This window comes from Salipiger mucosus DSM 16094 (assembly GCF_000442255.1).
Taxonomy (GTDB): domain Bacteria; phylum Pseudomonadota; class Alphaproteobacteria; order Rhodobacterales; family Rhodobacteraceae; genus Salipiger; species Salipiger mucosus.
The window spans coordinates 398,484-423,528 of the sequence record NZ_KE557275.1 but is presented as its reverse complement, the minus strand read 5'-3'; the positions used below and the strand labels follow the sequence as shown (position 1 = coordinate 423,528).

Below are 25,045 nucleotides of genomic sequence, written 5' to 3'. Positions count from 1 at the left end.
CGACCGTCTCGGTGCCCGGACCGGAGACCGACGCCACCGGCGCCGCGACCGGCGCGGCGGGCCTCGGCGCCGCCACGCGGCGCGCCGAGGGCGCGGGCAGCGCCTTGCGGTCGACCTTCTTGTTCGGCGTCAGCGGGAAAGCCTCGAGCCGCAGCAGGTGCGCCGGGACCATGAACTCGGGCAGCGCCGCAGCCATCGCCGCGCGCAGCGCCGCCTCGTCCAGCGGCGCGCCGGAGGTGTAGTAGCCCACGAGCCGCGTGTCGCCCGGCTGATCCTCGCGCGCCACCACGACGGCCTGCGCGATGCCGGGCTGCGCCTCCATCACGGCCTCGATCTCGCCCAGCTCGATGCGGAAACCGCGCAGCTTGACCTGCGTGTCGACGCGGCCGATGAAATCGATCCGCCCGTCGATGCGCCGCCGCACGAGATCGCCGGTGCGATACATCCGCCCGCCATGGACGGGGTTCGCGGCAAAGCGCTCGGCGGTCAGCTCGGGGCGGTTCCAGTAGCCGCGCGTCACGCCCCGCCCGCCGATCCACAGCTCGCCCGGCTGGCCCACGCCCACCGGCGCGCCCGCCTCGTCCAGCACGTAGAGCTGCTGGTTCGCCAGAGGGTGCCCGATGTTGACCACGCCTTCACCGGCCTGCGCCGCCTCGGTCGAGGACCAGATCGTCGTCTCGGTCGGCCCGTACATGTTGGTGACCGTGGCGTCGGTGATGCGGCCGAACTCCTCGACCAGCGCGCCGGGCAGCGGCTCGCCCCCGAGGTAGAGGTGCCGCACCTTCGACAGGGCAAAGCGCGCCTCGTCGTTCATGGCGATCATCCGCGCCATCGCAGGCGTGCACTGCATGTGCGTCACCCCGTGGCGCAGGATCTGCGCGGCAATCGAGAAGTCGTCCTCGGCCAGTTCCGGCGCCGCATTGGCGCGTGTCACCACCTCGGCCAGCGGGCGCAGCCCGTCCAGCACCTGCGCCCGGTCGATGCCGTAGTCGATCAGGCAGGCGATCTCGGTCACGCCGATGCGCTTGAGCTGCTCGGTCCGCGTCAGCGCATCCTCGACGGTGCCGAAAAGGCCGCTGTCGTTGAAATAGCGCTCGAAGGCGAAGTCGAGGATCGCGTCCAGCTCGTCGGGCTCGAGCACCTCGAGGTCCAGCTCGAACGGGTTGTTCACCCCCTGCGGCCGCTTGAACGCCGGGAAGGCCCAGGCGTACTGCTTGATGAGCCCGGCGGCCGAGCGCAGGTAGTCCTTCATCGGCTCGCGGGCGATCTCGCGGGCCTCCTCGCGCGTCGCGGCAAGGCAGGTGTGCAGCATCAGCGAGACGGTGAAGTCCGCCGGGTCGTGCCCGGCCGCGCGCAGCGCGTCGTGATACAGGCGGATCTTCCCGGCGACCTCCTCGATGGATTGGCCCAGCAGGTGCGTCAGCACGTTGCAGCCTAGCCGCCCGGCCTCCTTCCAGGTCTCGGGATTGCCGGCGGTGGTGACCCAGACCGGCAGCTCCGACGAGACCGGACGCGGCTGCGTGACCACCTCGTGCAGCGAGCCGTCCTTGCGCGGAAAAGCCACCGCCTCGCCGCGCCAGAGGCGGCGGACCTGCTCGATGCTCTCGATCATCGCGGGCTTGTTCGCGGGCGGCGTGTTCTCGGGGCGCAGGACGAAGTCGTCGGGCTGCCAGCCGGAGGCGATGGCCAACCCCGCCCGCCCGTTGGTGAGGTTGTCGATCACCGCCCATTCCTCGGCGATCCGGGCGGGATGGTGCAGCGGCGCCACGACCGATCCCGAGCGCACGGCGATGTTGCGCGTCACCGCCGCGACCGCCGCGCCGGTGACCGAGGGATTGGGATAGGGCCCGCCGAAGGCGTGAAAGTGCCGCTCGGGCGTCCAGACCGCCGAAAAGCCGTGGCTGTCGGCGAATTTCGCGCCTTCGAGCAGCAGCGCGTACTTGTCGCGCCCAACCCCGTCGTCGTTGCCCCAGTAGTAGAGCGAGAAGTCCATGCCGTGATCCGACATCGGCATCGGCCCGCGCGAGATCAGCCCGCGGTCCTCGTCCGAGGTCAGCACCACCTTGAACCCGCGCGCCGTGGTCCAGAACAGCTCCAGCACCGAGATGTCGAAGCTCAGGCTGGTGACGGCCAGCCATGTGCCCGGCGGATCGTGCGGCACCTGCGCGTCCATGCCGGTGTAGAAATTCGCCACGTTGCGGTGTTCGACCATCACCCCCTTGGGCGTGCCGGTCGAGCCGCTGGTGTAGATGAGATAGGCAAGGTCCTCCGGCCCGCTGGCCGGGGCGGGCGTGGCATCCGGCGCCTGAGCGAGGCGCGGGTCCGCGTCGATCACCAGCAGTTCGGCGGCATGGTCGGGCAAATCGCCCCTCAGCGCGGACTGGGTGACGATCACCGGGCAGCCGCTGTCGGCGATGTAGTGGCGCAACCGGTCGGCGGGATAGGCCGGGTCGAGCGGCAGGTAGGCGCCGCCCGCCTTGAGAATGCCCAGCGCGCCGACCATGAGGTCGACCGACCGGCGGGTGCAGAGCCCCACCACCGTGCCGGGCCGCACGCCCATCCCGCGCAGGACATGCGCGGCGCGGTTCGCGCGAGCGTCCAGATCGGCGTAGGTGAGCTGCTGCCCCTCGAAGACCAGCGCCACGGCATCGGGCGTGGCCTGCGCCTGCCGCTCGAAGGCGGCCTGCATGGTCAGCGCCTCGTCGCGCGGCGTTTCGGTGGCGTTCCAGCGGTTGAGCACCATCTCGCGCTCGGCCTCGGGCAACAGGGGCAGTGCGGCGAGCGGCGCCTGCGTGTCGACCCCGGCAAGAAGCTCCAGCCGCGCTGCCAGAAGCTCGGCCTGCGCCGCCTCGATCCGGCCGCTGTCGTAGAGCAGCTCGGCCGCGCCGTCGCGCAGCTCGACGGTCAGGATCGTGCCCGGGATGTGCCCCGCGCCAAGGCTCAGGCCGACGTGCGGCACCTGCGGCGCCGACAGCGCCGGATCGCGCGCGGGCAGATCGGTGGCAAAGCCCTTGCGTTTGCGCGCCTCGGCGAGCGCCTCGTTCAGCGCAGCGGAGACTGCCGTCAGCGTCTCGTCCTCCGGCACGCGCAGCGGCACCCAGGGCGCGACCATGCCGCCCTCGGCCAGCGCGGCAAGTTCTGCGTTGGCAAACGCGAGGTCGGCGTGATCCGCATCCAGCCGCGCGGCCCAGAGCGCAACACGCGCGGCGGCCTCTTCGCCCAGCGCGAGCGGGCGCTCCGCGATGGCGCCCGGGGTTCGGCCAAGGCCCTGAAGCTCGATCGGCGACAGGTCGGCCAGACGACGCCGCCAAAACGCCTCGTGAGGCGCCACGGCGGCGATCTTCGCGTCGATCCGCGCCCGTGCCTCGGCACCCGGCACGTCCAGCACGTCGCCCGGATGCGCGACCTGCGCCACCAGCGCCGGTGCCCCGCAGACCCGTGCGAAATGCGCCAAGCGCAGCGCCCCCGTTCCGCAGGCCACGGTCAGGTGGTCGTCGGTCGCCTCGATCACCTGACCCGGCGTGCCGGTGCCCGCCACCGCGCGTGCCTCGCCCACAAGCCAGAGCGCGCCATGCGCCCGCACCTTGGGCGCCGAAAGCGGGTTGGCATAGCCGCCGTGATCCAACGCGCGCACCAGCCAGGCCAGCTCCTCGGCGGGACGGGTGAAATCCAGCAGCCCATGCGCCGGGGGCCGGTCGGCCAGCGCGTGGTAGCTGCGCTGCGTCAGGTCCTGCGGCACGCGGCGCAGCCCGTGTTCCAGCTGCTCCAGAAGGTCGCCGAAGCTGTCGATGGCCGCCTCGAAGGCCTTGGTGTTCAGCGTCAGCGCCGTGTCCGTCGGCGCGATGTCGAAGCCGCGCGAGACGAGGATGTCGCCCTCGTCCACGCCGCCCTCGATCATGTGCCAGGTCACGCCGTGCCGCGTCTCGCCCTCGATCAGCGCCCAGACCGGTGCGTTGAGCCCCGCGTGGCGCGGCAACGGCCCGTCGTGGAAGTTGACCGCACCCTTCGCGGGCAGCGACAGCACCTCGCGCGGGATCATGTCGAGGTTGGCGATGGAGAGCAGCCAGTCGAAGGCCTGCGGCAACCGCGCCGCGAGGTCCGTGCCGGGCGCCACGACCGCCAGCCCCCGGCCCGTCGCCCACGCGGCCACGTCGGCGTTGCGCGTCACCACCGCGCGGATCGCGTGACCCGCCGCCAGCAGCCGCTCGCCGCACTGCACGAGCAGGGATTCGTTGCCGATCACCACGCAGGAAAACTGGGTCATCTCCGTCACTCCGCCGGGGCCTCTGTCGCGGCGGGCCCATTGCCCGCCTCGCGCCGGGCCGGCAGGGGCCGGACCAGCGCCGCGAGGTCATGTGAAACAAGGTCGCGCAGGAAGCGCGGCGGGTCCGCCGGCGGCTTGCGCTGGATCAGCATCCGCGCCCGCCACAGCAACCCGCCCGCGACATGCGCAAGCGTGGCCAGCGCCGCGTAGGCCCGGCCGTGCGTCTTGGTGAAATAGTGCCATCGGCTGTCGAGCCAGAAGCCCGGGATGCGCGCCCAGCGCTTCATCCCGGTCGAGACCGAGCCGATATGCGCGACCGCGCTCTCGCGCACGTAATGCGTCCGGTGGCCGGCCCGCGCGGCGCGGCGGCAGAGGTCGGTTTCCTCGAAGTAAAGGAAGAAGGTCTCGTCGAAGAGCCCGATCTCGTCCAGAACGCTCTGCCGGATCATCATCGAGGCCCCGGCCAGCCAGTCGACCCGCTGGCCGGTCTCGGGCACGCCGATGGGCACCGCCTTGCCGCGCAGCATCCGCGAGAAGGGCCCGAAGCGCGCCGCGCCCTCGAACTCTGACCAGGCCGAGGGGAAGCGGAAGGCCGTGACATGCGCCGCGCCGTCCTCGCCGTGGATGTAGCTGCCGGCGATGCCCGTCTGCGAGTCGGCCTCGAGATGCTCCAGCAGCGCCCGGACCGCCCCCGGGCCCGGAAAGGCGTCGGAATTCAGCAGGTAGACGTAGTCGGGCCGGGTGCCGTCGGACCAGCCCGCGCGGATGCCCATGTTGTTGCCCGCGCCGAAGCCGCCGTTGCGCGCCGAGCGGATCACCCGCACCGGCGCGCCCTGCGCGATGTCCCTTGCCAGACCGTCGCGCAGCGCCTCGAACGATCCGTCGCCGCTGTCGTTGTCGACGACCACCAGCTCGGCGTTGAGCCCCGCCATCTCGCGCAGCGCGGCGCGGACCGAGCGCAGTGTCATCGCGGCCGTGCGGTAGTTCAGCGAGACGATCAGCAGCTTCGGACCCATGCGCTACTCCGCCGCCCGGTGGCCGGGGAAGTCGAGGACCTCGCTGCCGTGCAGCTGCGCCTCGGCACCGGCGATGGCCTCGCGCATGAGCGCGGCCAGCACGCGCACGTTGGGCTCGAGCACCATCGAGTCGTGATCGCCCGGCACCTCGTGCACCTCGACATGCGGCACCGTCAGGCCCCAGTCGTTGTCATGCGTGACATAGGCGCGTTCCGAGTTCACCATCGCGCCCCCCGAGACCGGCCACTTGCCCACGAGCGGCGGACGGTAGAGCACCAGCCGCCCGTTCCAGGGCCGCACCTCGTAGGCGGCGACCGCCTGCAGGAAGGCCGCCTCGATCTCGGCGTTGTGGAAGCCGTGCTGCACCTCGGTCTCCGCCTGCGGGCGGCGCTTCTCGATCTCCCAGAGCACGCGGTTGCGCGCCCAGGTCAGCGGGTAGAGCGGCCCCCGCGCACGCAGCTCCTGCAGCTGGATCAGCGCCCGGTCGCGCCCCGAGAGCGGCCGCCGCCTGGGCAGCGGCGTGTCCAGCAGCACGCACAGCGCCACCTCCTCGCCCATCGCCTCGAGCTGGCGCGCGATCTCGTAGGCGGTGATCCCGCCGCCCGAGAATCCGCCGACCATGTAGGGGCCCTCGGGCTGCACCTGCCGCATCTCGGCGATGTAATCGCGGGCCATCGCCTCGATGCTGCGATGCGGCTCCTCGCCGCCGTAGAGCCCGCGCGCCTGCAACCCGTAGAAGGGCCGGTCGGCGCCCAGAAGGTGCGCGAGGTGACGCAGGTTCAGCACGTTGCCGAACATCCCCGCCACCAGGAAGAAGGGCCGGCGCGGCCCGCCCTCGCCGTCGTGCATGGGCACGATGTGGGTAAAGCGCCGCTCCGGCGCCCGCGGGCGCGCCTCGTCCGGCGTGCCGGTGTCGCCCGTCCGCTCCGCGATCAGCGCCGCGCAGGCCCGGATCGTCGGCGCCTCGAAGAGCACCGAGATCGGGAAATCGACACGGAAGGTCTTCTTGACCATCGAGAACAGCCGCACCGCGATCAGCGAGTGCCCGCCAAGGTCGAAGAAACTGTCCCCGACGCCCACGTCCTGCACGCCCAGCAGCTCCTGCCAGAACCCGGCGAGCGTGCGCTCGATATCCGTTTCCGGCGCCACGTAGTCGCTGTCGAGCTGCGGCCGCTCGAAGCCCTGACCGCCCGCGCGCTCCTCGGTGCCCGCCGCCGCCTGCCGGGTCAGCTGGTCGAGATCCAGCGAGGACACGACGACCTGCGGCTGCCCCAGCGCCAGTGCCCGTCGGAAGGCGATGACCCCCTTGGCGGGCCGGATGCCCTGTTCGAGGTTGTGCGCCAGCCGCTCCTCGGCAGCCGAAAGCGGCTGCGCCGGACCGCCCTCGTCGACCTCCAGCTCGGCGGCGGTCAGACGCGGGGCAGCCTGCAGGACATCGGCCGAGACCAGCTTGTGAATGGTGAAGCCCGCGATCTCGACCAGCACCGTGCCGTCGGGCGCGCAGAGCGTGACGTCGAAGCTGGCCGTCTCGGCATCGGCCCGGTTGTCGGCGGCATTGCGCACCCAGCTGACGATCTGCCCGGTCAGCGGGGCGTGCACCCGCACGCGGGAATAGGAGACCGGCACCCAGAGGTGCGTGGGCTGCCAGCCCTCGATCAGCTCCATCGCCCAGCCGGTCGCGATGTCCATCAGCGCGGGATGCAGCAGGCAGCCGTCGCCCCGTGCCTCGGGCGGCAGAGACAGCTCCGCGATGCCCTCGCCCGTGCCAAGTGCGCGGCTGTCCAGCACCTTCCAACGCGGACCGAAGGCCAGTTGCACCTCCTGCGCCGAGGCCAGTTTCTGCCCCGGCCCGGCGCTCACCGAGGCGCCGCAACGGTCGCGGATCGCCTCGAGGTCCAGCGCCTCGGGCCGCCGCATGGGCATCAGCGCCAGCGTCGCCTGCGCGGTCAGCGCATGGCCGCGCCGGCCGCCCAGCGTGGCGTCTGCCAGCACCTCGAAGCCATAGCCCTCGTCGCGGCGGGTGAGCCGCACGCGGACGTCGCGCGCGCCGGTCTCGGCCACCCGCAGAGGCCGCAGGAAGGCAAGGTCGCGGATCTCGAAGGGCGCCTCCTCGGCCTGCGCGCGCAGCGCATGGGCGGCCAGCGTCAGGTAGCCGGTGCCCGGCAGCAGTGCGTCGCCCGCCCGCGTGCGGTGCTCGTCGATGACCCAGTCGCCGGTCGAGTATTGCGCGGTGAACAGCCGGTTGCCATGCGCGTCGAAGGTCTTGTCCCCCAGCAGCGGCCAGCCCGCGGGCTCGACCGGCGGGGGCGGCACCTCGCCCCGGCGCGCGGCGACGCTCTCGGCGGCCATGCCGACCTCGGACCAGATGCCCCAGTTGATCGCGACCACCCGCGTCTGACCACCGGCCCGCGCCCGGGCGAAGGCGTTGAGGTATTCGTTCGCGGCGACGTAATCCACCTGCCCTGCGGGCGCCGTGACCGTCGAGGACGACGAGAGCAGCGCGATCCAGTCTGTCGCCCCGTCGGGAAAGACCTGCCCCAGCACCTGCGTGCCGTGGATCTTGGGCGTGAAGACATCCTCGATCCCGGCGGGCGTCTTGGCCAGCAGCGGGCCGTCGTCGATCACCCCCGCGCCGTGGATCACGCCGGCGATGCGGCCAAAGCGCGCCTCGGCCCGCGCGCGAATCTCCTGCATCTGGCCCAGGTTGCAGACGTCGGCGGCCGCCAGCATGACCTCGGCGCCCGCCTCTTCCAGCGCGCGGACGGCGCGGATGCGCCGCGCGACACGGTCCTGCGGCGCGTGGCGGGCGAGGTAGTCGTCCCACTGCTCCCGCTCGGGCAGCTCTCTGCGCGCCACCAGCACGAGGTTCGCGCCCCGCGCCGCGAAATCCTGCGCCAGCGTCAGGCCGATGCCGCCGAAGCCGCCGGTCACCAGGTAGGTGCCGCCCCGCTCGGGGATCGGCGCGGGCGCCTCGTCCAGCAGGGCCGGCTTCATCGCGCAGTCAAAGCGCCGCCCGCCGCGCAGGGCGGCCTGTGCCTCCGAGGGCTCGGAAAGCAGTTCCTCGAGCACCTGGACCGTCAGTGCCTCGACCGCCGCCGCCCGCGCCGCCTGCGCCCTGCGGCGCGACAGGACGCCGCCCTGTGCCGCTTGCGGCAGTGCGAGGTCCAGCGTCGAGACGCTGATGCCCGGCAGCTCGCGCGGGATCACGCGGGCGGGGCCGGCGACGGTGGCCTTGGCCGGATGCGGCAGCGCCTCGTCGCGGACCCTGGCCGCGCCGCTAGTGACCACGGTCAGGTGCAGCGGGCGCGGCAGATTTTCCTCGGCCATCGCCTGGGCCAGGAACAGCAGCGAGTAGAAGCCCTGCTCCTGCAGCCGGTGAAAGAAGCTCGAGCCGGGGCGGTGGGTCTCGCCCTCGGTCACCAGCCAGAAATGCGCGATCCGCGAGGGCACGTGGCCGCGCAGCGCGAGGTCCTGCATCAGCAGGTCGTATCCTTCGCGCCCCCGCTCGGGCGCCAGCATGTAGGAGGTGTCGGAAAGCCGGGTGAAGCTGTCGCCGGGGCGCACCTCGACCACGGTATGCCCCGCCGCCGTGAGCCGGGCCGCGGCGCGGGCGGCAAGCCCGGCCTCGTCCATGAACATCAGCCAGGTGCGCGGCTCGGCCTCGGACAGCCCCTCGGCGACGTCGACCTCGGCCTCGGCCGCGCGCGGGCGCCAGACGGGGCGCCAGCCCCACTGCGCAATGTCGTCGCTGCGTGTCAGGAAGCTGGGCGCCGCATCGGTCTGCGCCTTGCCCGGCGCGATGAAATAGGGGGCACGCTGGAAGGCGTAGGTGGGCAGCACGACGCGGTTGCGCCGCGCCTCGCCCCAGACCTGTCCCCAGTCGAAGCTGGCGCCCAGCGCCCAGAGCCGGCCCAGCACCTCGAACATGTGCCTGTCGTCGGCGATCGCCTCGTCGCGGTGCCGCAGCGAGGACAGAACCTGCTGCCCCGGCACGGCATCGTGCTGCCGCGCCAGCGCCGAGAGCGCCTTGCCCGGCCCCACCTCGAGGAAGATGCGGTTCGGTTGTGCCAGCGTACCGATGCACCCGGCGAACTGTACGGTGCCGCGCAAATGCGCGACCCAGTACTCCGGGTCGGTCGCCTGTTCGGGCGTCATCATCTGCCCCGTGCGGTTCGAGGTCAGCGGGATCTGCGGCGCGTTCAGGTCGATGCTGCGCAGGTAGGCGCGGAATCTCTGGAGGATCGGCTCCAGCATCCGGCTGTGCGCGGCGATGTCGATGGCGATGCGCTGGCAGTCGATGCCCTCGGCCGTCAGCCGCGCCTGCAGCGCGTCCAGCGCTGCCTGCGGCCCGGAGGCGACCGAGAGCCCGGGCGCGTTGACCGCGCCGAGGTCCAGTTCATCGCCCAGCCACGGCGCCAGGTCCTCGGCCGACAGGGCAACCGACAGCATCCCGCCCGCCGGCACGCTGTCGAAGAGGCGGCCGCGCAGGTGCACCAGCCCGATGCAGTCCTCGAAGGACAGGACCCCGGCAAGGCAGGCGGCGGTGTTCTCGCCCATCGAGTGCCCCACCAGCGCGGAAGGCCGGATGCCCCAGCTCATCCAGAGCTGCGCCAGCGCGTATTCGGCGATCATGATGAGCGGCAGCTGCCGCGAGGGCCGCGTGAGCGCCTTCTCCGCCTCGGCCCGGTCGGCATCGTCGGGCAGCCAGAGCGCGCGGATGTCCTCGTCGGTGATCTCGGCCAGGGCCTCCAGCCCGCGATCCATCCACTCGGCAAAAACCGGCTCGGTCTCGTAGAGATCGCGCGCCATGCCGGCGTATTGCGCGCCGCCGCCGGGGAACATGAAGGCCACGTCGGGCCGCTCCAGCGCGCTGTGCGAATGCACCCGGCGCGCGTCGCCCTGTTCGAGCAGGCGCGCGGCCTCCTCGTGGCTTTCCGCAACCACCACGCGGCGCGTCTCGAAGGCGGCGCGGCCCTCCTTCAGCGTCCAGGCGACGTCGGCCAGCGGCTGCTCGGGGTGGGCGCGCAGGTGCCCGGCCAGCCGCGCCGCGTTGCCGTCGAGCGCGGCCTTCGACCGCGCCGAGAGCGTCAGGATCTGGAACGGCCAGTCGCTGGCCTCCGACGCGGCGCGCTCGGGGGCCTCTTCCAGCACGACATGCGCGTTGGTCCCGCCCACGCCAAGCGAGTTCACGCCCGCCCGCCGGGGATGGCCCCGCCGTTCCCACGGCGTGAGCGCGTCGTTCACCACGAAGGGCGAGTTTTCGAAGTCGATCGCCGGGTTCGGCGCCTCAAAGCCCAGCGACGGCGGCATTTCCCGTTCGTGCAGCGCCAGCGTGGCCTTGACCAGCGAGGCGACGCCCGCCGCCGTGTCGAGGTGCCCGATGTTCGTCTTGACCGAGCCGATGCGGCAATGCCCCGTCGCGGCCGAGGTCTCGCGGAAGGCCTCCGTCAGCGCCGCCACCTCGATGGGATCGCCCAGGTAGGTGCCGGTGCCGTGGCACTCGACGTAATCCACCGTGTCCGCCGTGACACCTGCGATGGCCTGCGCGTCGGCGACGGCCTCGGCCTGCCCCTCGACCGAGGGCGCGAGGTAGCCGGCCTTCTGCGCGCCGTCGTTGTTCACGGCCGAGCCCTTGATGACCGCCCAGACATGGTCGCCGTCGGCCAGCGCGTCCGACAGGCGCCGCAGCACCACCACGCCCACGCCCGAGCCGAAGACCGTGCCCTGTGCCCTGTGGTCGAAGGCATGGCACTGCCCGTCGGGCGAGAGGATCTCGTTCTCCTTGTAGAGATAGCCGCGCCCCTGCGGCAGCTCGATCGTCGCGCCGCCCGCCAGCGCCATGTCGCACTCGCCGTTCAGCAGCGCCTGCGCGGCGTAGTGCGTGGCGACCAGCGAGGTCGAGCAGGCGGTCTGCAGGTTGATCGAGGGCCCGCGCAGGTTCAGCACGTGGCTGAGGCGCGTGGTCATGAAGTCCTTGTCGTTGCCGGTATGGCGCAGCAGGAACATGCCCGTGTTCTCGACCAGATCGGGGTTCGAGCAGACATTGAAATAGAAATAGCTGCCCATGCCGCAGCCCGCGAAGACGCCGACATCCCCATCGAAGCTTTCGGGCACGTGCCCCGCCGTCTCGAGCGCCTCCCAGGCGGTCTCGAGGAATTGGCGGTGCTGCGGGTCCATGATCGCGGCGTCCTTTGGACCCAGTCCAAAGAAGTCGGCATCGAACATCTCGAACCCGTCGAGCGGCGCGGCGAAGGGCACGTAGTCGCGGTGCCGCATCAGGCCCGGGTCCTCTCCCGCCGCGCGCAGGTCGTCCTCGCTCAGTTTCCGGATCGCGCTGCGGCCCTCGCGCAGGTTGCGCCAGTATTCGGCGATATCCGCCGCCCCGGGCAGATGCGCGGCCATGCCGACGATGGCGATATCGGTCTCGGTCTCGTCGTGCATGTCAGATGTCATGGTCCCGAAGTCCACCGCTTTACCCCAGGGTCACACCTAGCACCGGAATGCGGAGCAATTGCGGCGCATTTTAGCCTTCTGCCCGCTTCTTGCTGCAATTTAACCAAGCCGGCGGGTCATTGTCGCGCGCCGCGAAACGCTGCGGCACCATGTCCGGGTCCGCTTCAAGGCCGCGCGACTCACCCCCCGGCGCCCGCCAATGCCACGACCGGCGTCCAGTTCAGCCAGATCGCCAGCCCCCCGAGCGCGAGGCCCAGCGCGGCGAAGGCGGTGTCGTGCAGCGGGTCCCATGCGCCCATGCGCCGGGCCAGCCAGACCACCACCGGGTAGGCCAGCAGGAAGGCCGCGCCCTGCCCCAGCAGCGCGCCCACCAGGCCCCCCGCCTGCAGGCCCACCAGCAGGCACGAGACCATGAGCACCGCGCGCACCAGCGCCAGCACGAAGAAGCTGCGGCTGTCGCCTGCCGCCAGCGCCGCCTGGTCGTAGGTCTGCACGACGATCTGCGGCATCTGCATGCAGGCCAGCACCACCGCCACCGCCCCGGCGGCGGCGTAGCGCGGGTCGTACATGAGGTCGACCAGCCAGTGCCCCAGCATCGCAAAGCCCCCCACCATGACCATCAGCAGCGCGGTCACCGCAAAGCGCATCCGGCGCAGGCGCAGGAAGTTCGCGCGGCTCTCGGTCGGCGGGGATTCCCGGTAGATCGGGATCAGGATCTTGCGCGTGACCATGCCGCCCAGCAGCATCGGGAAGGAGGCGAGGAAGAAGCCGATGTTGTAGATCCCGAAGAGGTCCAGCGGCACGAAGCGCCCCACGAGGATCTTGTCCGCCTGGCTGAAGAAGAAACCGCAGACCGTCGAGAGAAAGATCCACTTGCCGAAGGTGATGAGCTCCTGCGCGGCGGCCTTCTCCCAGCGGAAGCGGTTGCGCTCGCCCGGCAGGAAGGCCGCGTTCAGCACCACGTCGCAGACGCTGTTGACCAGCCCGCTCGCCACCAGCGCCCAGACCGAGCCGGTCAGCCAGGCCAGCCCGATCCCCACCGTCAGCGCGACGATCTGGGTGCCGAACTCGACCAGCGTGACCCGGCCCAGCACCAGGTGCCGGTTCGCCGTGTCCAGCCGCGTCGGACGGAACCCCATGATCAGCAGCGTGAGGCTTGCCACCGGCAGAAGCTGCGCAAGCTGCGGCTCGTCGTAGAACACGGCCATCGGCCAGGACAGCGCGCAGGCCACCAGCCAGAGCCCGGCGCCCCGGATCACCTGGATCGTCCAGGCGGTGTCGAGGAAATCGCGCTCGTCGCCGCGCTTGCTCTGCAGGATGGCCGGCGTCACGCCCACGTCCGAGAACTGCGCCAGTCCCATCATGAAGACCGAGACCAGCGCCATGAGGCCGAAGGCTTCGGGAAACAGCAGCCGCGTCAGCACCAGGTTCGAGGCCAGCCGCAGCGCCTGGCTCCCGCCGAAGCCGCCCACGGTGAAGACCGACGACCGCACCACCCGCGCGCTGAGCGAGATGCCCCGGAACCGCTCGACGAAGGCCATGCTCATCGTCCCCGGCTCCAGCCCTGCGCCCGCGCGGGCGTCAGCCGCACCGCCAGCGCCACACCCGCGTAGACGGCAAAGCCCAGCGGATCGCGCAGTGCCAGCCGCAGCTTGTCGCGCGCCGGAAAGGGCGGCGTGTCGTCGTTGGCGCGAAGCTGCGGAAAGGCACTGCCGATCTCGGCGACGCCGGCGTCCTGCCGCCGGCGGACGCGCACGAGGTTCGCCAGCCCTTCGGCCACCGGCCAGCGGTAGGGGGCGGGCACGCCCACCCGCTCGGCCGGGGCGAAATTCAGCCGCACGAAGGTGTCGTCCGAGATGATCTCGGGGAAGGCGCCCCAGCGCGCGCGACCGGCGGCATTGACCGCGAAGACACCGCAGCCCGGCACGCCCCGCGCCATGAAGGGCACCTGCCGCCAGACCCGCGCATAGGCGCGCGCCATGACGCCGCCCGCCGTGATGTCGAGCCGCCCGCTGGCGTAGCGCGGCCGCGCGGTATCCAGCGCATCGTGAAGCTGCGCCAGCAGGTCGGGCGAGACGGTCACGTCGGCGTCGAGGTAGACCCGCACCGGCCCGCGCGCCGCCGCGTCGCCGGCGTTGAGCGCGCCCAGCTTGCCGCCCTCGGCCCGCTCGATCACCCGCAGGGGCCAGCCCCGCGCGGCAAAGGCGCCGGCCTGCGCGCGGGCGCGCCCGGCAGTGTCGTCGCGGCAGCCGTTGGCGATCACGAGAGTCTCGACAGGCGCCGCCGCATTCCAGCGCGAGGCGACGAGCGAGGACAGGCAGCGCGCGATCAGCGCGGCCTCGTTGCTGGCCGGAAGGATGACCGAAAGGGCCGGCATCGCCGTGGAGGTCGAATCGTCAGACAGGTTCCGTACCAATGCAGCCACACCCGGCAAAAATTATGCCCCCGACCGCCTGTCGAGTGCCAGCCAACTGTGGCCAAAGAATGAAAAGACTTGAACCCTTGTCGGAAAGGCGGAGCTGAACCGCCGTGCGGTGTCGATCGGAGGGATGCGTGGCGGATCCATTGCGCATCGGATATCTCGTGCCCCAATTTCCGGGGCAAACCCATATCTTCTTCTGGCGCGAGGTGCGCGAACTCGAGCGGATGGGCCACGAGGTGCACCTGCTGTCGACGCGCATGCCGCCGCCGGGGCTGATCTCGCACGACTGGTCGCAGGAGGCGATCGCCCGCACCACCTATCTGGGCGAGGTCGCGCCGCTCGATGCGCTGACTGCGCTCGCCCGGCTGCTTCCGCGCGGCCTGCCCGGCTGGATCCTGCGCGAGGGGCCGCAGTTCGGCCGCGACGTGGCGCTGACCCTCTCCGCGGCGAAGGCGCTGACCCGCTACGCGGCGGCGCACGGCCTCGACCACGTGCATGCCCATTCCTGCGCCCGCGCCGGGCTCATCGCGGCGCTGGCCGCGCGCATGGGCGGGCCGGACTACTCGCTGACGCTGCACGGGCCGCTCTCGGACTACGGCCCCGGCCAGCGCTTCAAGTGGCGCGGCGCGCGCTTTGCCACGGTCATCACCCGCAAGCTGCTGGACGAGGTGCACGAGGAGTTGGGCGATGCCGTCCCCGCCCGCACGCCGGTCCGGCCCATGGGCGTCGACACCGAGGAGCTGCGCCGCGAGACCCCCTATGAGCCGGCCGAGCCGGGGCGGCCGATCCGGCTCTTCTCCTGCGGCCGGCTGAACGTGGTGAAGGGCCACCAGGACCTTATGTCGGCGGTGCGGCAACTGCTCGACCAGGGCGTGAACGTTCGGCTCGAGATCGCGGGCGAGGACGACGCCGGCGGTTCGGGCTACCGGCAGGAGCTGGAACAGCACCTCGCCCGGCTACGGCTGCGCGATCACGTCAAGCTGCTTGGCGCGATCAGTGCCGACGCGGTGCGCGACAAGCTGCTGGAATCGCATGTCTTCGTGCTGGCCAGCTGGCACGAGCCGCTGGGCGTCGCCTACATGGAGGCCATGGCCTGCGGGCTGCCCACCATCGGCACCGACGCGGGCGGCGTGCGCGAGCTGATCGAGGACGACGTGACAGGCCGTCTCGTGCCGCCGAAGGAGCCCTCGGTGCTGGCCCGCGCGATCCGCGAGCTGGCGCAGAACCCCGAAACCGCCCGGCGCCTCGCCGACGCGGGCCGCGCGCATGTCGAGCAGCACTTCCGCGCGAGCCTCGGCGCCGAGACGCTGGTGGAGGAAATCCGCCACGCGCAGGCCACGCGCCCCTAGGCGCGCGTCACAGCCCTGCGGTCTCGATCGCGGCCTCCGACCCATCCTCGAAAGCGATGCGCTCGATCTCGGTGAGCCAGACCTCGATCCCCTCGCGGGTGGCGATCAGGCGACCGTCCCGGCGCGCAAAGCTGTAGCCCTCGCGCGTGCCCGGCAGGATCGCGGTATCGGTGCCCGCGCCACCGTGCAGGCGGTCGGCGCCGCCCGCGCCTGACAGCACGTCGTCGCCCGGCCCGCCCAGCAGCACGTCCTCCTCGGGCGTGCCCTCCAGCCGGTCGCCGCGCCGTGTGCCCTCGACGATCTCGCCCTCGGCAAAGGTGCCCTCCGGCCGCGGGTCCCAGTCGGTCGGCGCCGAGGCGTTGTAGGCCATCAGCATGTCCCAGCGCGGATTGGCGTCATCGAGATGCCGCAGCGCGCCCCAGCTGCCCCACTTCGTGGCCCCCGAGACGTCGACGAAGGCGTTGAACAGCGTGCCCCCCGCCGCGACCCAGCCGGTCAGCAGCGACTCGTAGAGCTTGGCCATCTCGGGCGAATAGTTCAGCGTCTCGAAGAAGGCGGTCAGGCGCTCGTCCTCGAGCCGCGTGCCGTGACCGACCACATGCGTGCCGCCCTCGTACATCACCAGCCGCAGGCCGGCGTCTTCGGCCGCCTCGGCGTGATAGGGAAAGAGCTCGTCGGTCAGCTCGGCCAGCGAACCCTCCTGCAGCGCCATGGCCGCCGCCGGGATCGCCGCCTCGAAGCGACGGTCGCGGACGAACTCGCGCAGGGCCACGCGCTGCAATCCTTGCGCCTCGCCCGCCTCGATGGCCTGCGCCTCGGCCCGGTCGAGCCAGCCCTGCACCTCGGCCTCCATCTCCGCGCCGCCCAGCTCGTAGCCGAAGTAGCCGGTCACCGCATAGGCGTCGAAGCTCTCGCGCGGAGGGCGGCCCAGCTCGAGAAAGGCCAGCGGCGCGGTCAGCACCTGCTCCTCCAGCCCCGGCCAGCCGGTGTGCATCGCCGCCACGCGCACCAGCCGCTCGTCGGCCGCCTCGCCGAAGACCTCGGTCCAGATGTCCATGATCTGCGCCGCGCGCAGCCCGTAGAACTGCATCCAGCCGGTCTCGCTGCGGCCCCAGCGCGCCTCGGCCTGCGCCCCCGCCCAGTCCGCCTGCGGAAAGATGTGGTTCCAGACCTCGTTGGAATACTCGACATACGCCTTCAGGCGCGGGTCCAGCCCGTCGCGCACTGCCCCGGCGAAGCTCCGGACATAGTCGTCGTCCGCCGCGTGGGGCATGTTGAACCAGGGATCGGCGCCGATCTCGTTCGCGAGGCGGATCATCACCGGCAGCGGCACGCCCCAGGCGGTCCAGGTGTAGTCCGACATCCGCGGCCGCGTGTCCCAGTCGGTGACGGCGGTGCTGTTGGTCTTCATCCAGTCCATGAAGCGCACCGCCCGCAGGTCGCGCACCCGCGCGATCCAGTGCGGATCGAAGAGCGCACCCGCCTCCCAGAGCGCCAGGTGCCGCTCCTGCACGACGTGGATGTCGCGGATCGGGTCCTCGGGGTCGAGCTCCGAGATCGCGATTCCGACCAGCCCCTCGCCGGGCGTGTAGTGGAACCGCGCCCATCCCTCGCCATAGCGCGCGCGGCGGGCACGACCGATCAGCTCGAGCTTGCCCTCGCCCTCCCAGAACACCCGGTAGTCGCCGCGCAGGTGCTGGGCATCCTCGGGCTGGTCGGTGAGGATCAGCGCCTCGATCCGCTCGACCCCCTCGGGCAGGCGCTGCGGCCAGCCGTCCGCGTCCAGCAGCCCGGCGGCGCGCATTTCGTCGGCGCCGACCCCGCCCCACTGGCCGGGCAGGTGGCCCACCCACTCGCGGGCGGATTTCATCTTGTCGATGAAGGGATGCTGCGTCGACCAGTCCGACAGCCCGTTGAGCCCCATCGCCAGCGCCGGTGCACCCTCGGGACGTGCGCCCGGCCCGGGCAGCGCCACGCGGCCGCGGCGGGGCAGCGGCGCGGGCTCCGCTTCGGCTTCGGCGCTCCGGGTCTCGGGCTCGGCATCTGGGGCGGCCTGCGCCTCGTCCACGGGCCAGGCCGGCGCGTCGCCCGCCTCCCGCGCGGCCTGCACCTGCTCCCGAACGAAGCCCGCCAGCTCCGGATAGTCCGCGACCACGCGCGGATGCAGCGTGTCCGGCGGCAGGAACCCCTCGGGCGGCGCCCGGTCGTAGAGCGTGGCATAGGTCACCATCGCCGCGAGGAAGTAGAGCGTCGGCGTGCCGTGCGGGTCCGCGTCGACGTAAAGCGCCTCGGCCGGCAACTCCTCGAGCGGCCCGTCCTCGCCCAGCAACCGCGCCAGCACCCGCGCCACCGGGATCACGCCCGGCCGCTTGCCATCCCGTGCCTCGGCCACGCCCTCGGCCAGGGCGCGATACCAGTCGTCGTAATCGCCCAGGTTGGCCGCCTGGTAGCGCCGCAGCCGCCGCGCGTTGGGCGGAAAGCTCCAGATGTGTGGCTCCATCTCGGCCCAGCCCTGGTAGATCCAGACCGGCGCCCCGGGCGTGCGGCTCTCCAGCCAGTCCACGATCCGCAGAACCGCGCCCAGCGGACTCTGTTCGTCGGGGTTCTCGCCGTCGTAGGGCGCGTCGGGCGCCTGGTACTGGGTGAAGTTCGCCGGCGTCACGACGATGGCGTCGTAGCCCGCGTCGCCGAAACTCCCGCGCCCCGGGCTCCAGAGGCTCTGCACCGCCTCGAAGGACCAGTTCGGCTTGGGCGGCAGATCCTCGGCGAAGTTGCGCAGAAAGCCCCACTGCCCGTCGAGCGCCAGGTCGCGGCCATCGGCCTCGGCCAGTTGGGCCATCCAGTAGGGCACGTTGCTGTGCGCCTCCTCGCCCAGGTGATGCACCAGCGAATTGCCGAAAACGTAGAGCGAGAGATCCTCGCGCCCCTCCTGCGCCCGCGCGGCGCCAGTCACCGACAGCGCAACCAGTGCCGCGCCGATCCACCGTTCAAACATCTGATCCCCGCCTGCCTTGCGCCCCCGCGGCCCGAGTATGCCGCAGACGCGCGGCCGCTCAACCCCCGGCCGGCGCGGATGCCGCGGCGCGGCGTGGAATTCCGGCAAGAATCTCACCTTTTGCGGTTTTCATTTAACCGTGAGTGCGTATATTCCGCCCTCATGATGACCCTTGGCCATACCACGTTCCCTGCTCGCGCATCCCGCGCGACGGCGTCGGCTGGCCTGCGTCTTCTCCTAACCCGCCTCTGAGCGCGGCGTCTCGGCGCGACCGCTCAGAGGAAGAACGTTTCGCGCCGTCGAGACCCGACCGGGACCCCAGGACGAAGACCGACAAGAGATCAGACCATGACAGACCAGACCAAAGACCGCGTGTTCATCTTCGACACGACGCTTCGCGACGGCGAGCAATCGCCCGGCGCCACCATGACCCACGAGGAAAAGCTCGAGATCGCGGAGATGCTCGAGGACATGGGCGTCGACATCATCGAGGCAGGCTTTCCCATCGCCTCCGAGGGTGACTTTGCCGCCGTGAACGAGATCGCCAAGCGCAGCCGCGAGTCGGTGATCTGCGGCCTCGCCCGCGCGCAGCCCGCCGACATCGACCGCTGCTGGGAAGCGATCAAGGCGGCGCCGCGCCCGCGCATCCACACCTTCATCGGCACCTCGCCGCTGCACCGCGCCATTCCCGACCTCACCATGGACGAGATGGCCGAGCGCATCCACGAGACGGTGACCCACGCCCGCAACATCTGCGACAACGTGCAGTGGTCGCCGATGGACGCGACCCGGACCGAGTGGGACTACCTCTGCCGCGTGGTCGAGATCGCGATCAAGGCCGGTGCCACCACGATCAACATCCCCGACACCGTGGGCTATACCGCGCCGGTGGAATCGGCCGACCTCATCCGCCGCCTGATCGCCACCGTGCCGGGCGCCGACGAGGTGATCTTCTCGACCCACTGCCACAACGACCTCGGCATGGCGACGGCCAACGCGCTCGCCGCGGTCGAGGGCGGCGCACGCCAGATCGAGTGCACGATCAACGGTCTCGGCGAACGCGCCGGCAACACCGCGCTCGAGGAAGTGGTGATGGCCATGCGCACGCGCGGCGACATCATCCCCTTCGACACCGGCATCGACACGCGCAAGATCATGCAGATCTCGCGCCGCGTGAGCACGGTCTCGGGCTTCCCGGTGCAGTACAACAAGGCCATCGTCGGCAAGAACGCCTTCGCGCATGAATCCGGTATCCACCAGGACGGCATGCTCAAGAACGCCGAGACCTTCGAGATCATGCGCCCCGAGGACGTGGGCCTTGCGGCGACCAGCCTCGTCATGGGCAAGCACTCGGGCCGCGCCGCGCTGCGTGCCAAGCTCAAGGACCTCGGCGTCGAGCTCGGGGACAACCAGCTCAAGGATACCTTCGTGCGGTTCAAGGAACTCGCCGACCGCAAGAAGGAAGTCTACGACGAGGACATTCTTGCCCTCGTGACCGCGACCATGGCCGACGAGCAGGCCAACCACCTCGACATCGTGTCGCTCAGGGTCGCCTGCGGCACCGGCGGTCCGGCCGAGGCGACGCTCGAGATGGAGGTCGGCGGCGAGACCATGACGACCACCGAAGAGGGCGACGGCCCGGTGGACGCCACCTTCAAGGCGGTGCGCAAGCTCTACCCGAACGAGGCGCGGCTGCAGCTCTACCAGGTGCACGCGGTGACCGAGGGCACCGACGCGCAGGCCACCGTCTCGGTCCGGCTGGAAGAGGACGGCAAGATCGCGACCGGCCAGTCGGCCGACACCGACACGGTCGTCGCCTCGGCGCGGGCCTACGTGAACGCGCTCAACCGCCTCTACGTCCGCCGCAGCAAGACCGGCGGCGACGTCAAGGAAATCAGCTACAAGGACGTGAGCTGACGGCTCTGGCGCCGGGATCACCCCGCCGCCATGCAGAATCGAAGGGGCCGCGCATTGCGCGGCCCCTTTGGCTTTGTCAGATCAGGAAGTCGGCCTCGGTGAGGTCCATCACGCCGGTCAGCTCGATCTCGAAGTCGGCCGCGCCGTCCCCGTCGAAGTCCGCCTGCACGATGGTATTGCCGCCCTCGTGCCGGTAGCCAAGCTGCCCCGCCGCGCTGAAGGCATCGTCGCCGATGAAGTCGAAGGCCTGCTTGAAGCCCTGGGTCGTGTCCGCGTCGAAGCGCGACAGCTCGATCCGGTCTTCGCCCGCGACGAAATCGGTGATGATGTCGCGGTTGCCGGCGCCGGTGCCCGACTCCTCGGTCTGGAAGTAGATGTAGCGGTCGCGACGGCCTTCGTCGTCGCCGCCGGTCATGGTGTCCGCCCCGAGGTTTCCGTAAAGCGCGTCGGCCCCGGTGCCGCCCATGAGCACGTCGTCGCCCGCCCGGCCGTAGAGCCGGTCGGAGACGCCGCCGCCCTCGAGCACGTTCGTCCCCGCGTCGCCGCGCAGGTTGTCGGCGAAGGCGCCGCCCATGACGTTCTCGATCCCCGCGAAGGTGTCACCCGAGGCGGCGCCCTGCGTGAAGAAGCGGGCATAGGCCTGGCCGCTGACGTCCTGCTGCAAATCGACCAGCACCCGGCCGTCGGCCATGTTGTAGTCCAGCCAGTCCACGCCCGCCCCGCCGTCGATGACATCGGCGCCCGAACCATGCGCATACAGCAGGTCGTTCCCCGCGCCCCCGAGCAGCGTGTCGTTGCCGTCCTCGCCCCAGAGGGTGTCGTTGCCGGCGCCGGCATCCATGAGGTCGTTGCCCTCCTGGCCGCGGACCCAGTCAGCGGCCGTACCGCCGGTGAAGCTGTCGTTGCCGGTGCCGAGGAAGGTGTAGGCGGTGTGGTTGTCGCTCGCCGTGACGCTGTCATCGCCTGCGCTGACATAGATCTCGGCCTCGACCGAGCCCGAGACATCGGCCGCGACGACCGAGTCGTTCTGCCGCGTGCCGACAAAGGCATAGGCGCTGTTCACCGCGTCGCCCATGTCGGTGATGATCAGCTGGCGCGGCGCCACGGTCGACTGGTCGGCGTTCGACCACTGCACGTATTGCACCGAGTCGGTCCCGCCGTAGATCTCGGTCACGTGGCCATGGTAGGACGTGCGGATCAGGTCGCCCGCGTCGTTGATGTAGAAGTCCTCGGCATCCGGGCCCGGCCCGTCGAGCAGACGCAGGATGTTGACGCCGCCGTCGTCGAAGATGCGGACCACGCCCTCGGCCTCGCTGCCATCGACGACATAGAGGTCGTTGCCGATGCCGCCGAGAAGCTGGTCCTCGCCGCCGCGGCCTTCGAGCGTGTCGTTGCCGCCGCGCCCTTCGAGCCGGTTGTCGGCCAGCGAGCCGATCAGAATGTCGTTGCCGTCGCGCGAACCGCGCGCGTCCTCGATGCTCGCGAGCGTGTCGACGAAGGTCACGCCATCCCAGCTGCCGACGGCCTCGCCCTCGGTGAGGTTCACGTTGACCTGGTCGACCTGCCGCCGGTCGTAGCGGACGAGGTCGCGCCCGCCGAGGCCGTCCACGGTGTCATTGCCGTTGCGGGTGATGAAGCGGTCATCCCCGTTCGAGCCGGTCATGCGGTCGGCGTAGTCGGTGCCCTGCAGCTCGATCCGGCCCTCGCCGGTCGCGTTGATCGTGTCGCGGCCGCCGTAGCCGTCCTGCGACACGATGCCGGTGTTCAGGTTCGCGACGATTCCGGTGGAGGCTCCCGCCGACTGGCCGACCCAGTCGTAGGTGATGCGCAGGTTCGAGTACTCGGCCAGCGTGGCGTTGATGACGTCGTTGCCGGCGCCCGGGTTCACGCCGATGAAGTCGTCCGTCGAGGTGGTCACGTCGAAGGTGTCGCCCGCCGTGGTCCCCATGATCTCGAGACCGCCAAAGCCATCGCCCACCGGCCGCGCGATGTCGACGATGGTGTCTGTCCCGGCGCCGGAGCCGGTGATGGTGGCGGTGTTGGCGGGCGTGTTCACCGTGACGCTGATCGGCGTCGCGATCGTCGAGTAGTCCAGCTGGTAGTAGCTGGAAGGCGTTGCGTTGGACAGGATCACCCGGTCGTTGCCGCCGCCGGGCACGATGATGTCCTCGCTATCGTTCGACAGCGGATTGATCGTGTCGTTGCCGGCGCCCCCCTTCGAGCAGGTCGCTGTCCGCGGTCCCCACGATCGAGTCGTTCTGGGTCACCGCGACGTCGAGCAGGCCGGCGAAGGAGATCAGCGTGCCGGGCGCGAAGGCGCCGCCGGCCGCGTCGAGGTAGGTGATCGAATCCAGGAAGTTGTCCACCTGCCCCGGGGAGGAGAAGTTCGGCAGATCGGCCCCGCCGATCGCGAAGACCCGCTCGAAGTCATCGGGGTCGGACTCCAGGTCGATGCTGAGGATGTAGGTCGTGCCGCCCGACCAGTTCGCCTGCCCGAGCGAAAACGAGAAGGGTTCGAAGTCTTCCTGTGTGTAGCGGACCCCGTCGACGACGAGGTTGTAAATCGGCCCCGTCGGGACGATATCGACCTCCGGCAGGCTGAAATCCTCGGTGTCGGAGATCGAATACCGGAAGCCGTCGGTCCTGTCGGCCATGACGAACTGGACGGTCGCGGACCCTACGGAGATGGTGGGGCCATCATCTGCGGGAAACTGGATGCCGTAGCCCTGGAGCGTGTATGTTGTCATGGGAAGACCCTCTTGAAACGCCTGTAATATCAGGCAATTGATTAGTATTTCAGGACATTCCAGGTGGGGGAGATACCCGGTCGACCCGACACTTTCGCGCGGCGGAGGTTACCGGCTCCGCCGTGCGAGGCAAGAAAAAGCTGACCGTGCCAGCGGGCTTTTTCAGATCAGGAAGTCGCTCGCGCCGAGGTCCATGACACCGGTCAGCTGGATCTCGAAATCGGCAGCGCCATCGCCGTCGACGTCGCCCATGACGATGGTCGCGTTCGAGGTCTGGCCGTAGCGCAGCTCGCCCGCCGTGCCGGAGAAGGCGTCGCTTCCGATGAAGTCGAACGACTGCTTGAACCCCTGCGTGGTGTCGGCGTCGAAGCGCGAGATCTCGATCCGGTCCTCGCCAGCGACGAAGTCGGTGATGATGTCCCGGTTGCCCGCGCCGACGCCGGTTTCGGACATGTTGAAGTAGATGAAACGGTCGCGGACGCCGGCCTGGTCGCCGCCGGACATCACGTCCGCGCCGGCGTTGCCGTAGAGCGCGTCGCCACCGAGCTCGCCCATCAGCGTGTCGTCGCCCTGGCGGCCGTAGACCCGGTCCCAACCGAGCCCGCCATCGAGGCGGTTGTCGTCGTTGTCGCCACGGAGCTGGTCGGAATAGTCGCCCGAGAGAACGTTGCTGATATTTTCGTACTGATCGCCCTGCGCTGCACCCACATCGTAGAAACGGGCATATCCCGCGTCCGAGACGTCGGCCAACAGGTCGACCAGCACCCGGCCCGCCGCGGCGGAGTAGTCCGCGAGGTCGTTGCCGGACCCGCCGTCGAGCATGTCGCTGCCGGAGCCGGGCCGGAGCGTGTCGTTCCCGCTGCCGCCCATCAGCGTGTCGTTGCCGGCGCCGCCCATGAGCACGTCGTTGCCGCCCATGCCCTCGATCATGTCGTTGCCCGCGGTGCCGGTCAGCGTGTCGGCTCCCGGCGTCGGACCGGGGGTCGCCTCATCCGCCTCGGCGTCGAGCTTGACGTTCGCGCCCCGGATCGTGACCGTTTCGGTCACCTGGCCGTCGAGGCCACCGCCCGAGAAGACGACCGTGTACTGCCCGGCGGGCAGTTCCATCTGGTAGCCACCCGCGGCCCAGGTCGTGGTGGTGAAGGTGCCGGCCGTGCCAGTGGCCGTAACGGTCACGCCGCCCATGCCCTCGCCCACGTCGTAGAAGGCATCGCCGTCGGCGTCGTCGATGACCACGCCCAGAAGCTGCGGCGCGTATTCCCAGGTCGTGCCGAGATGCTGCGTGATGACGAAGGGGCCCACGTCGGTCTCGGCATCGCTTTCACGGATGACCGAGATCCCGACTTCGGTGAAGACCGCGTTCATGATGTTCTCGCGGTGGCCCGCCGGATCCTGGATGCCGGTGGGGGTTTCGCCCCAGTCGATGAAGAAGCCCGCATGCGCGTGCAGGATGTTCTGGCCGAAGGTGTACAGGTTCTCGCTGACAGACCGAATCGAGCCGTATCCCGCGTTCGCGATCCGGTCGAGGAGACCGGGCTCGTCCGGGAGGTTGTGGCTCTGGGTGTCGAAATCGATCATCAGCTGGTTATGGGTGCGCGCGGAGTCCGCGAGCAGCCCGTCCCAGGCCAGCGGCGCCTGCGAGGAATAGCCGTCCAGCTGCGTCTGGAGCAGCGAAAGGTCCGTTCCGAAGAAATCAAGGGCGTTCTGGATGGGGGCATTGGCATTCGTGACCAGGTGGACGTATTCCCCGGTGGGATCGGCCCTTGCCCGGTTCAGCATTTCCAGCATCAACTGCTCGTCGGCGCTCGGCATACGCGGCATCGATATCTCCTCATGGCGGACATCCGTCCGCGAATCCTGTCTTCACCGCCGTGGGGCGGCC

The 25,045-nt window shown here is 70.5% G+C and carries 11 protein-coding genes; 2 read left to right on the top strand and 9 right to left on the bottom strand.

Features of this window, described 5'->3' with window-relative positions:
- The 5 genes from SALMUC_RS11340 to SALMUC_RS11320 form a co-directional block, all read right to left on the bottom strand.
- On the bottom strand, window positions 1-4,264 hold a 4,264-nt coding region (locus SALMUC_RS11340), incomplete at its 3' end, for a MupA/Atu3671 family FMN-dependent luciferase-like monooxygenase (protein ID WP_084513974.1).
- A 5-nt stretch (window positions 4,265-4,269) separates the two neighbouring features.
- Entirely contained in the window at window positions 4,270-5,280 is a 1,011-nt protein-coding gene (locus SALMUC_RS11335; protein WP_020042858.1) for a glycosyltransferase family 2 protein, read from the bottom strand.
- 3 nt (window positions 5,281-5,283) lie between these two features.
- The gene (locus SALMUC_RS11330) at window positions 5,284-11,733 is read right to left on the bottom strand and encodes a type I polyketide synthase (protein WP_021120259.1); all 6,450 of its coding nucleotides are present in this window, start codon (window positions 11,731-11,733) and stop codon (window positions 5,284-5,286) included.
- Window positions 11,734-11,912: 179 nt separating this feature from the next.
- On the bottom strand, window positions 11,913-13,280 hold the full coding sequence (locus tag SALMUC_RS11325) for an oligosaccharide flippase family protein (RefSeq protein ID WP_021120258.1): 1,368 nt from the start codon (window positions 13,278-13,280) through the stop codon (window positions 11,913-11,915).
- Window positions 13,277-14,110, bottom strand: coding sequence for a glycosyltransferase family 2 protein (locus SALMUC_RS11320; protein ID WP_020042861.1), 834 nt, complete (start codon window positions 14,108-14,110; stop codon window positions 13,277-13,279). The genes SALMUC_RS11325 and SALMUC_RS11320 overlap by 4 nt, the downstream gene beginning before the upstream one ends.
- A 188-nt stretch (window positions 14,111-14,298) precedes the next feature.
- Here SALMUC_RS11320 and epsE point away from each other — a divergent pair, with 188 nt between their 5' ends.
- On the top strand, window positions 14,299-15,504 hold the full coding sequence (gene epsE / locus SALMUC_RS11315) for an exopolysaccharide biosynthesis GT4 family glycosyltransferase EpsE (protein ID WP_020042862.1): 1,206 nt from the start codon (window positions 14,299-14,301) through the stop codon (window positions 15,502-15,504).
- 7 nt (window positions 15,505-15,511) lie between these two features.
- Here epsE and SALMUC_RS11310 read toward each other — a convergent pair whose 3' ends face one another.
- Window positions 15,512-18,499: a hypothetical protein gene (locus SALMUC_RS11310; RefSeq protein WP_021120255.1), complete on the bottom strand. Its 2,988-nt coding sequence runs from the start codon at window positions 18,497-18,499 to the stop codon at window positions 15,512-15,514.
- Between the two features lie 348 nt (window positions 18,500-18,847).
- On the opposite strand from SALMUC_RS11310, the gene SALMUC_RS11305 reads away from it, so the two are divergent.
- Window positions 18,848-20,416, top strand: coding sequence for a 2-isopropylmalate synthase (locus SALMUC_RS11305; RefSeq protein WP_020042864.1), 1,569 nt, complete (start codon window positions 18,848-18,850; stop codon window positions 20,414-20,416).
- Window positions 20,417-20,492: 76 nt separating this feature from the next.
- Here the strand turns inward: SALMUC_RS11305 and SALMUC_RS11300 are convergent, their stop codons facing one another.
- From SALMUC_RS11300 to SALMUC_RS31530, 3 genes are all read right to left on the bottom strand, one after another.
- Window positions 20,493-22,574 carry a calcium-binding protein gene (locus SALMUC_RS11300; RefSeq protein WP_021120253.1) on the bottom strand — a complete coding sequence of 694 codons (2,082 nt, stop codon included), beginning with the start codon at window positions 22,572-22,574 and terminating at the stop codon, window positions 20,493-20,495.
- Window positions 22,575-22,587: 13 nt separating this feature from the next.
- Entirely contained in the window at window positions 22,588-23,163 is a 576-nt protein-coding gene (locus SALMUC_RS30435) for a hypothetical protein (protein WP_021120252.1), read from the bottom strand.
- 162 nt (window positions 23,164-23,325) lie between these two features.
- Entirely contained in the window at window positions 23,326-24,984 is a 1,659-nt protein-coding gene (locus SALMUC_RS31530; RefSeq protein ID WP_020042866.1) for a M10 family metallopeptidase C-terminal domain-containing protein, read from the bottom strand.
- Between the last annotated feature and the right edge of the window lie 61 nt (window positions 24,985-25,045).

Excerpts from the sequence above, each read along its gene's own strand:
- SALMUC_RS11335 (WP_020042858.1), bottom strand. The coding sequence starts at position 5,280 with ATGGGTCCGAAGCTGCTGATCGTCTCGCTGAACTACCGCACGGCCGCG.
- SALMUC_RS11330 (WP_021120259.1), bottom strand. The coding sequence starts at position 11,733 with ATGACATCTGACATGCACGACGAGACCGAGACCGATATCGCCATCGTC.
- SALMUC_RS11325 (WP_021120258.1), bottom strand. The coding sequence starts at position 13,280 with ATGAGCATGGCCTTCGTCGAGCGGTTCCGGGGCATCTCGCTCAGCGCG.
- SALMUC_RS11320 (WP_020042861.1), bottom strand. The coding sequence starts at position 14,110 with ATGCCGGCCCTTTCGGTCATCCTTCCGGCCAGCAACGAGGCCGCGCTG.
- SALMUC_RS11310 (WP_021120255.1), bottom strand. The coding sequence starts at position 18,499 with ATGTTTGAACGGTGGATCGGCGCGGCACTGGTTGCGCTGTCGGTGACT.
- SALMUC_RS11305 (WP_020042864.1), top strand. The coding sequence starts at position 18,848 with ATGACAGACCAGACCAAAGACCGCGTGTTCATCTTCGACACGACGCTT.
- SALMUC_RS30435 (WP_021120252.1), bottom strand. The coding sequence starts at position 23,163 with ATGACAACATACACGCTCCAGGGCTACGGCATCCAGTTTCCCGCAGAT.
- SALMUC_RS31530 (WP_020042866.1), bottom strand. The coding sequence starts at position 24,984 with ATGCCGCGTATGCCGAGCGCCGACGAGCAGTTGATGCTGGAAATGCTG.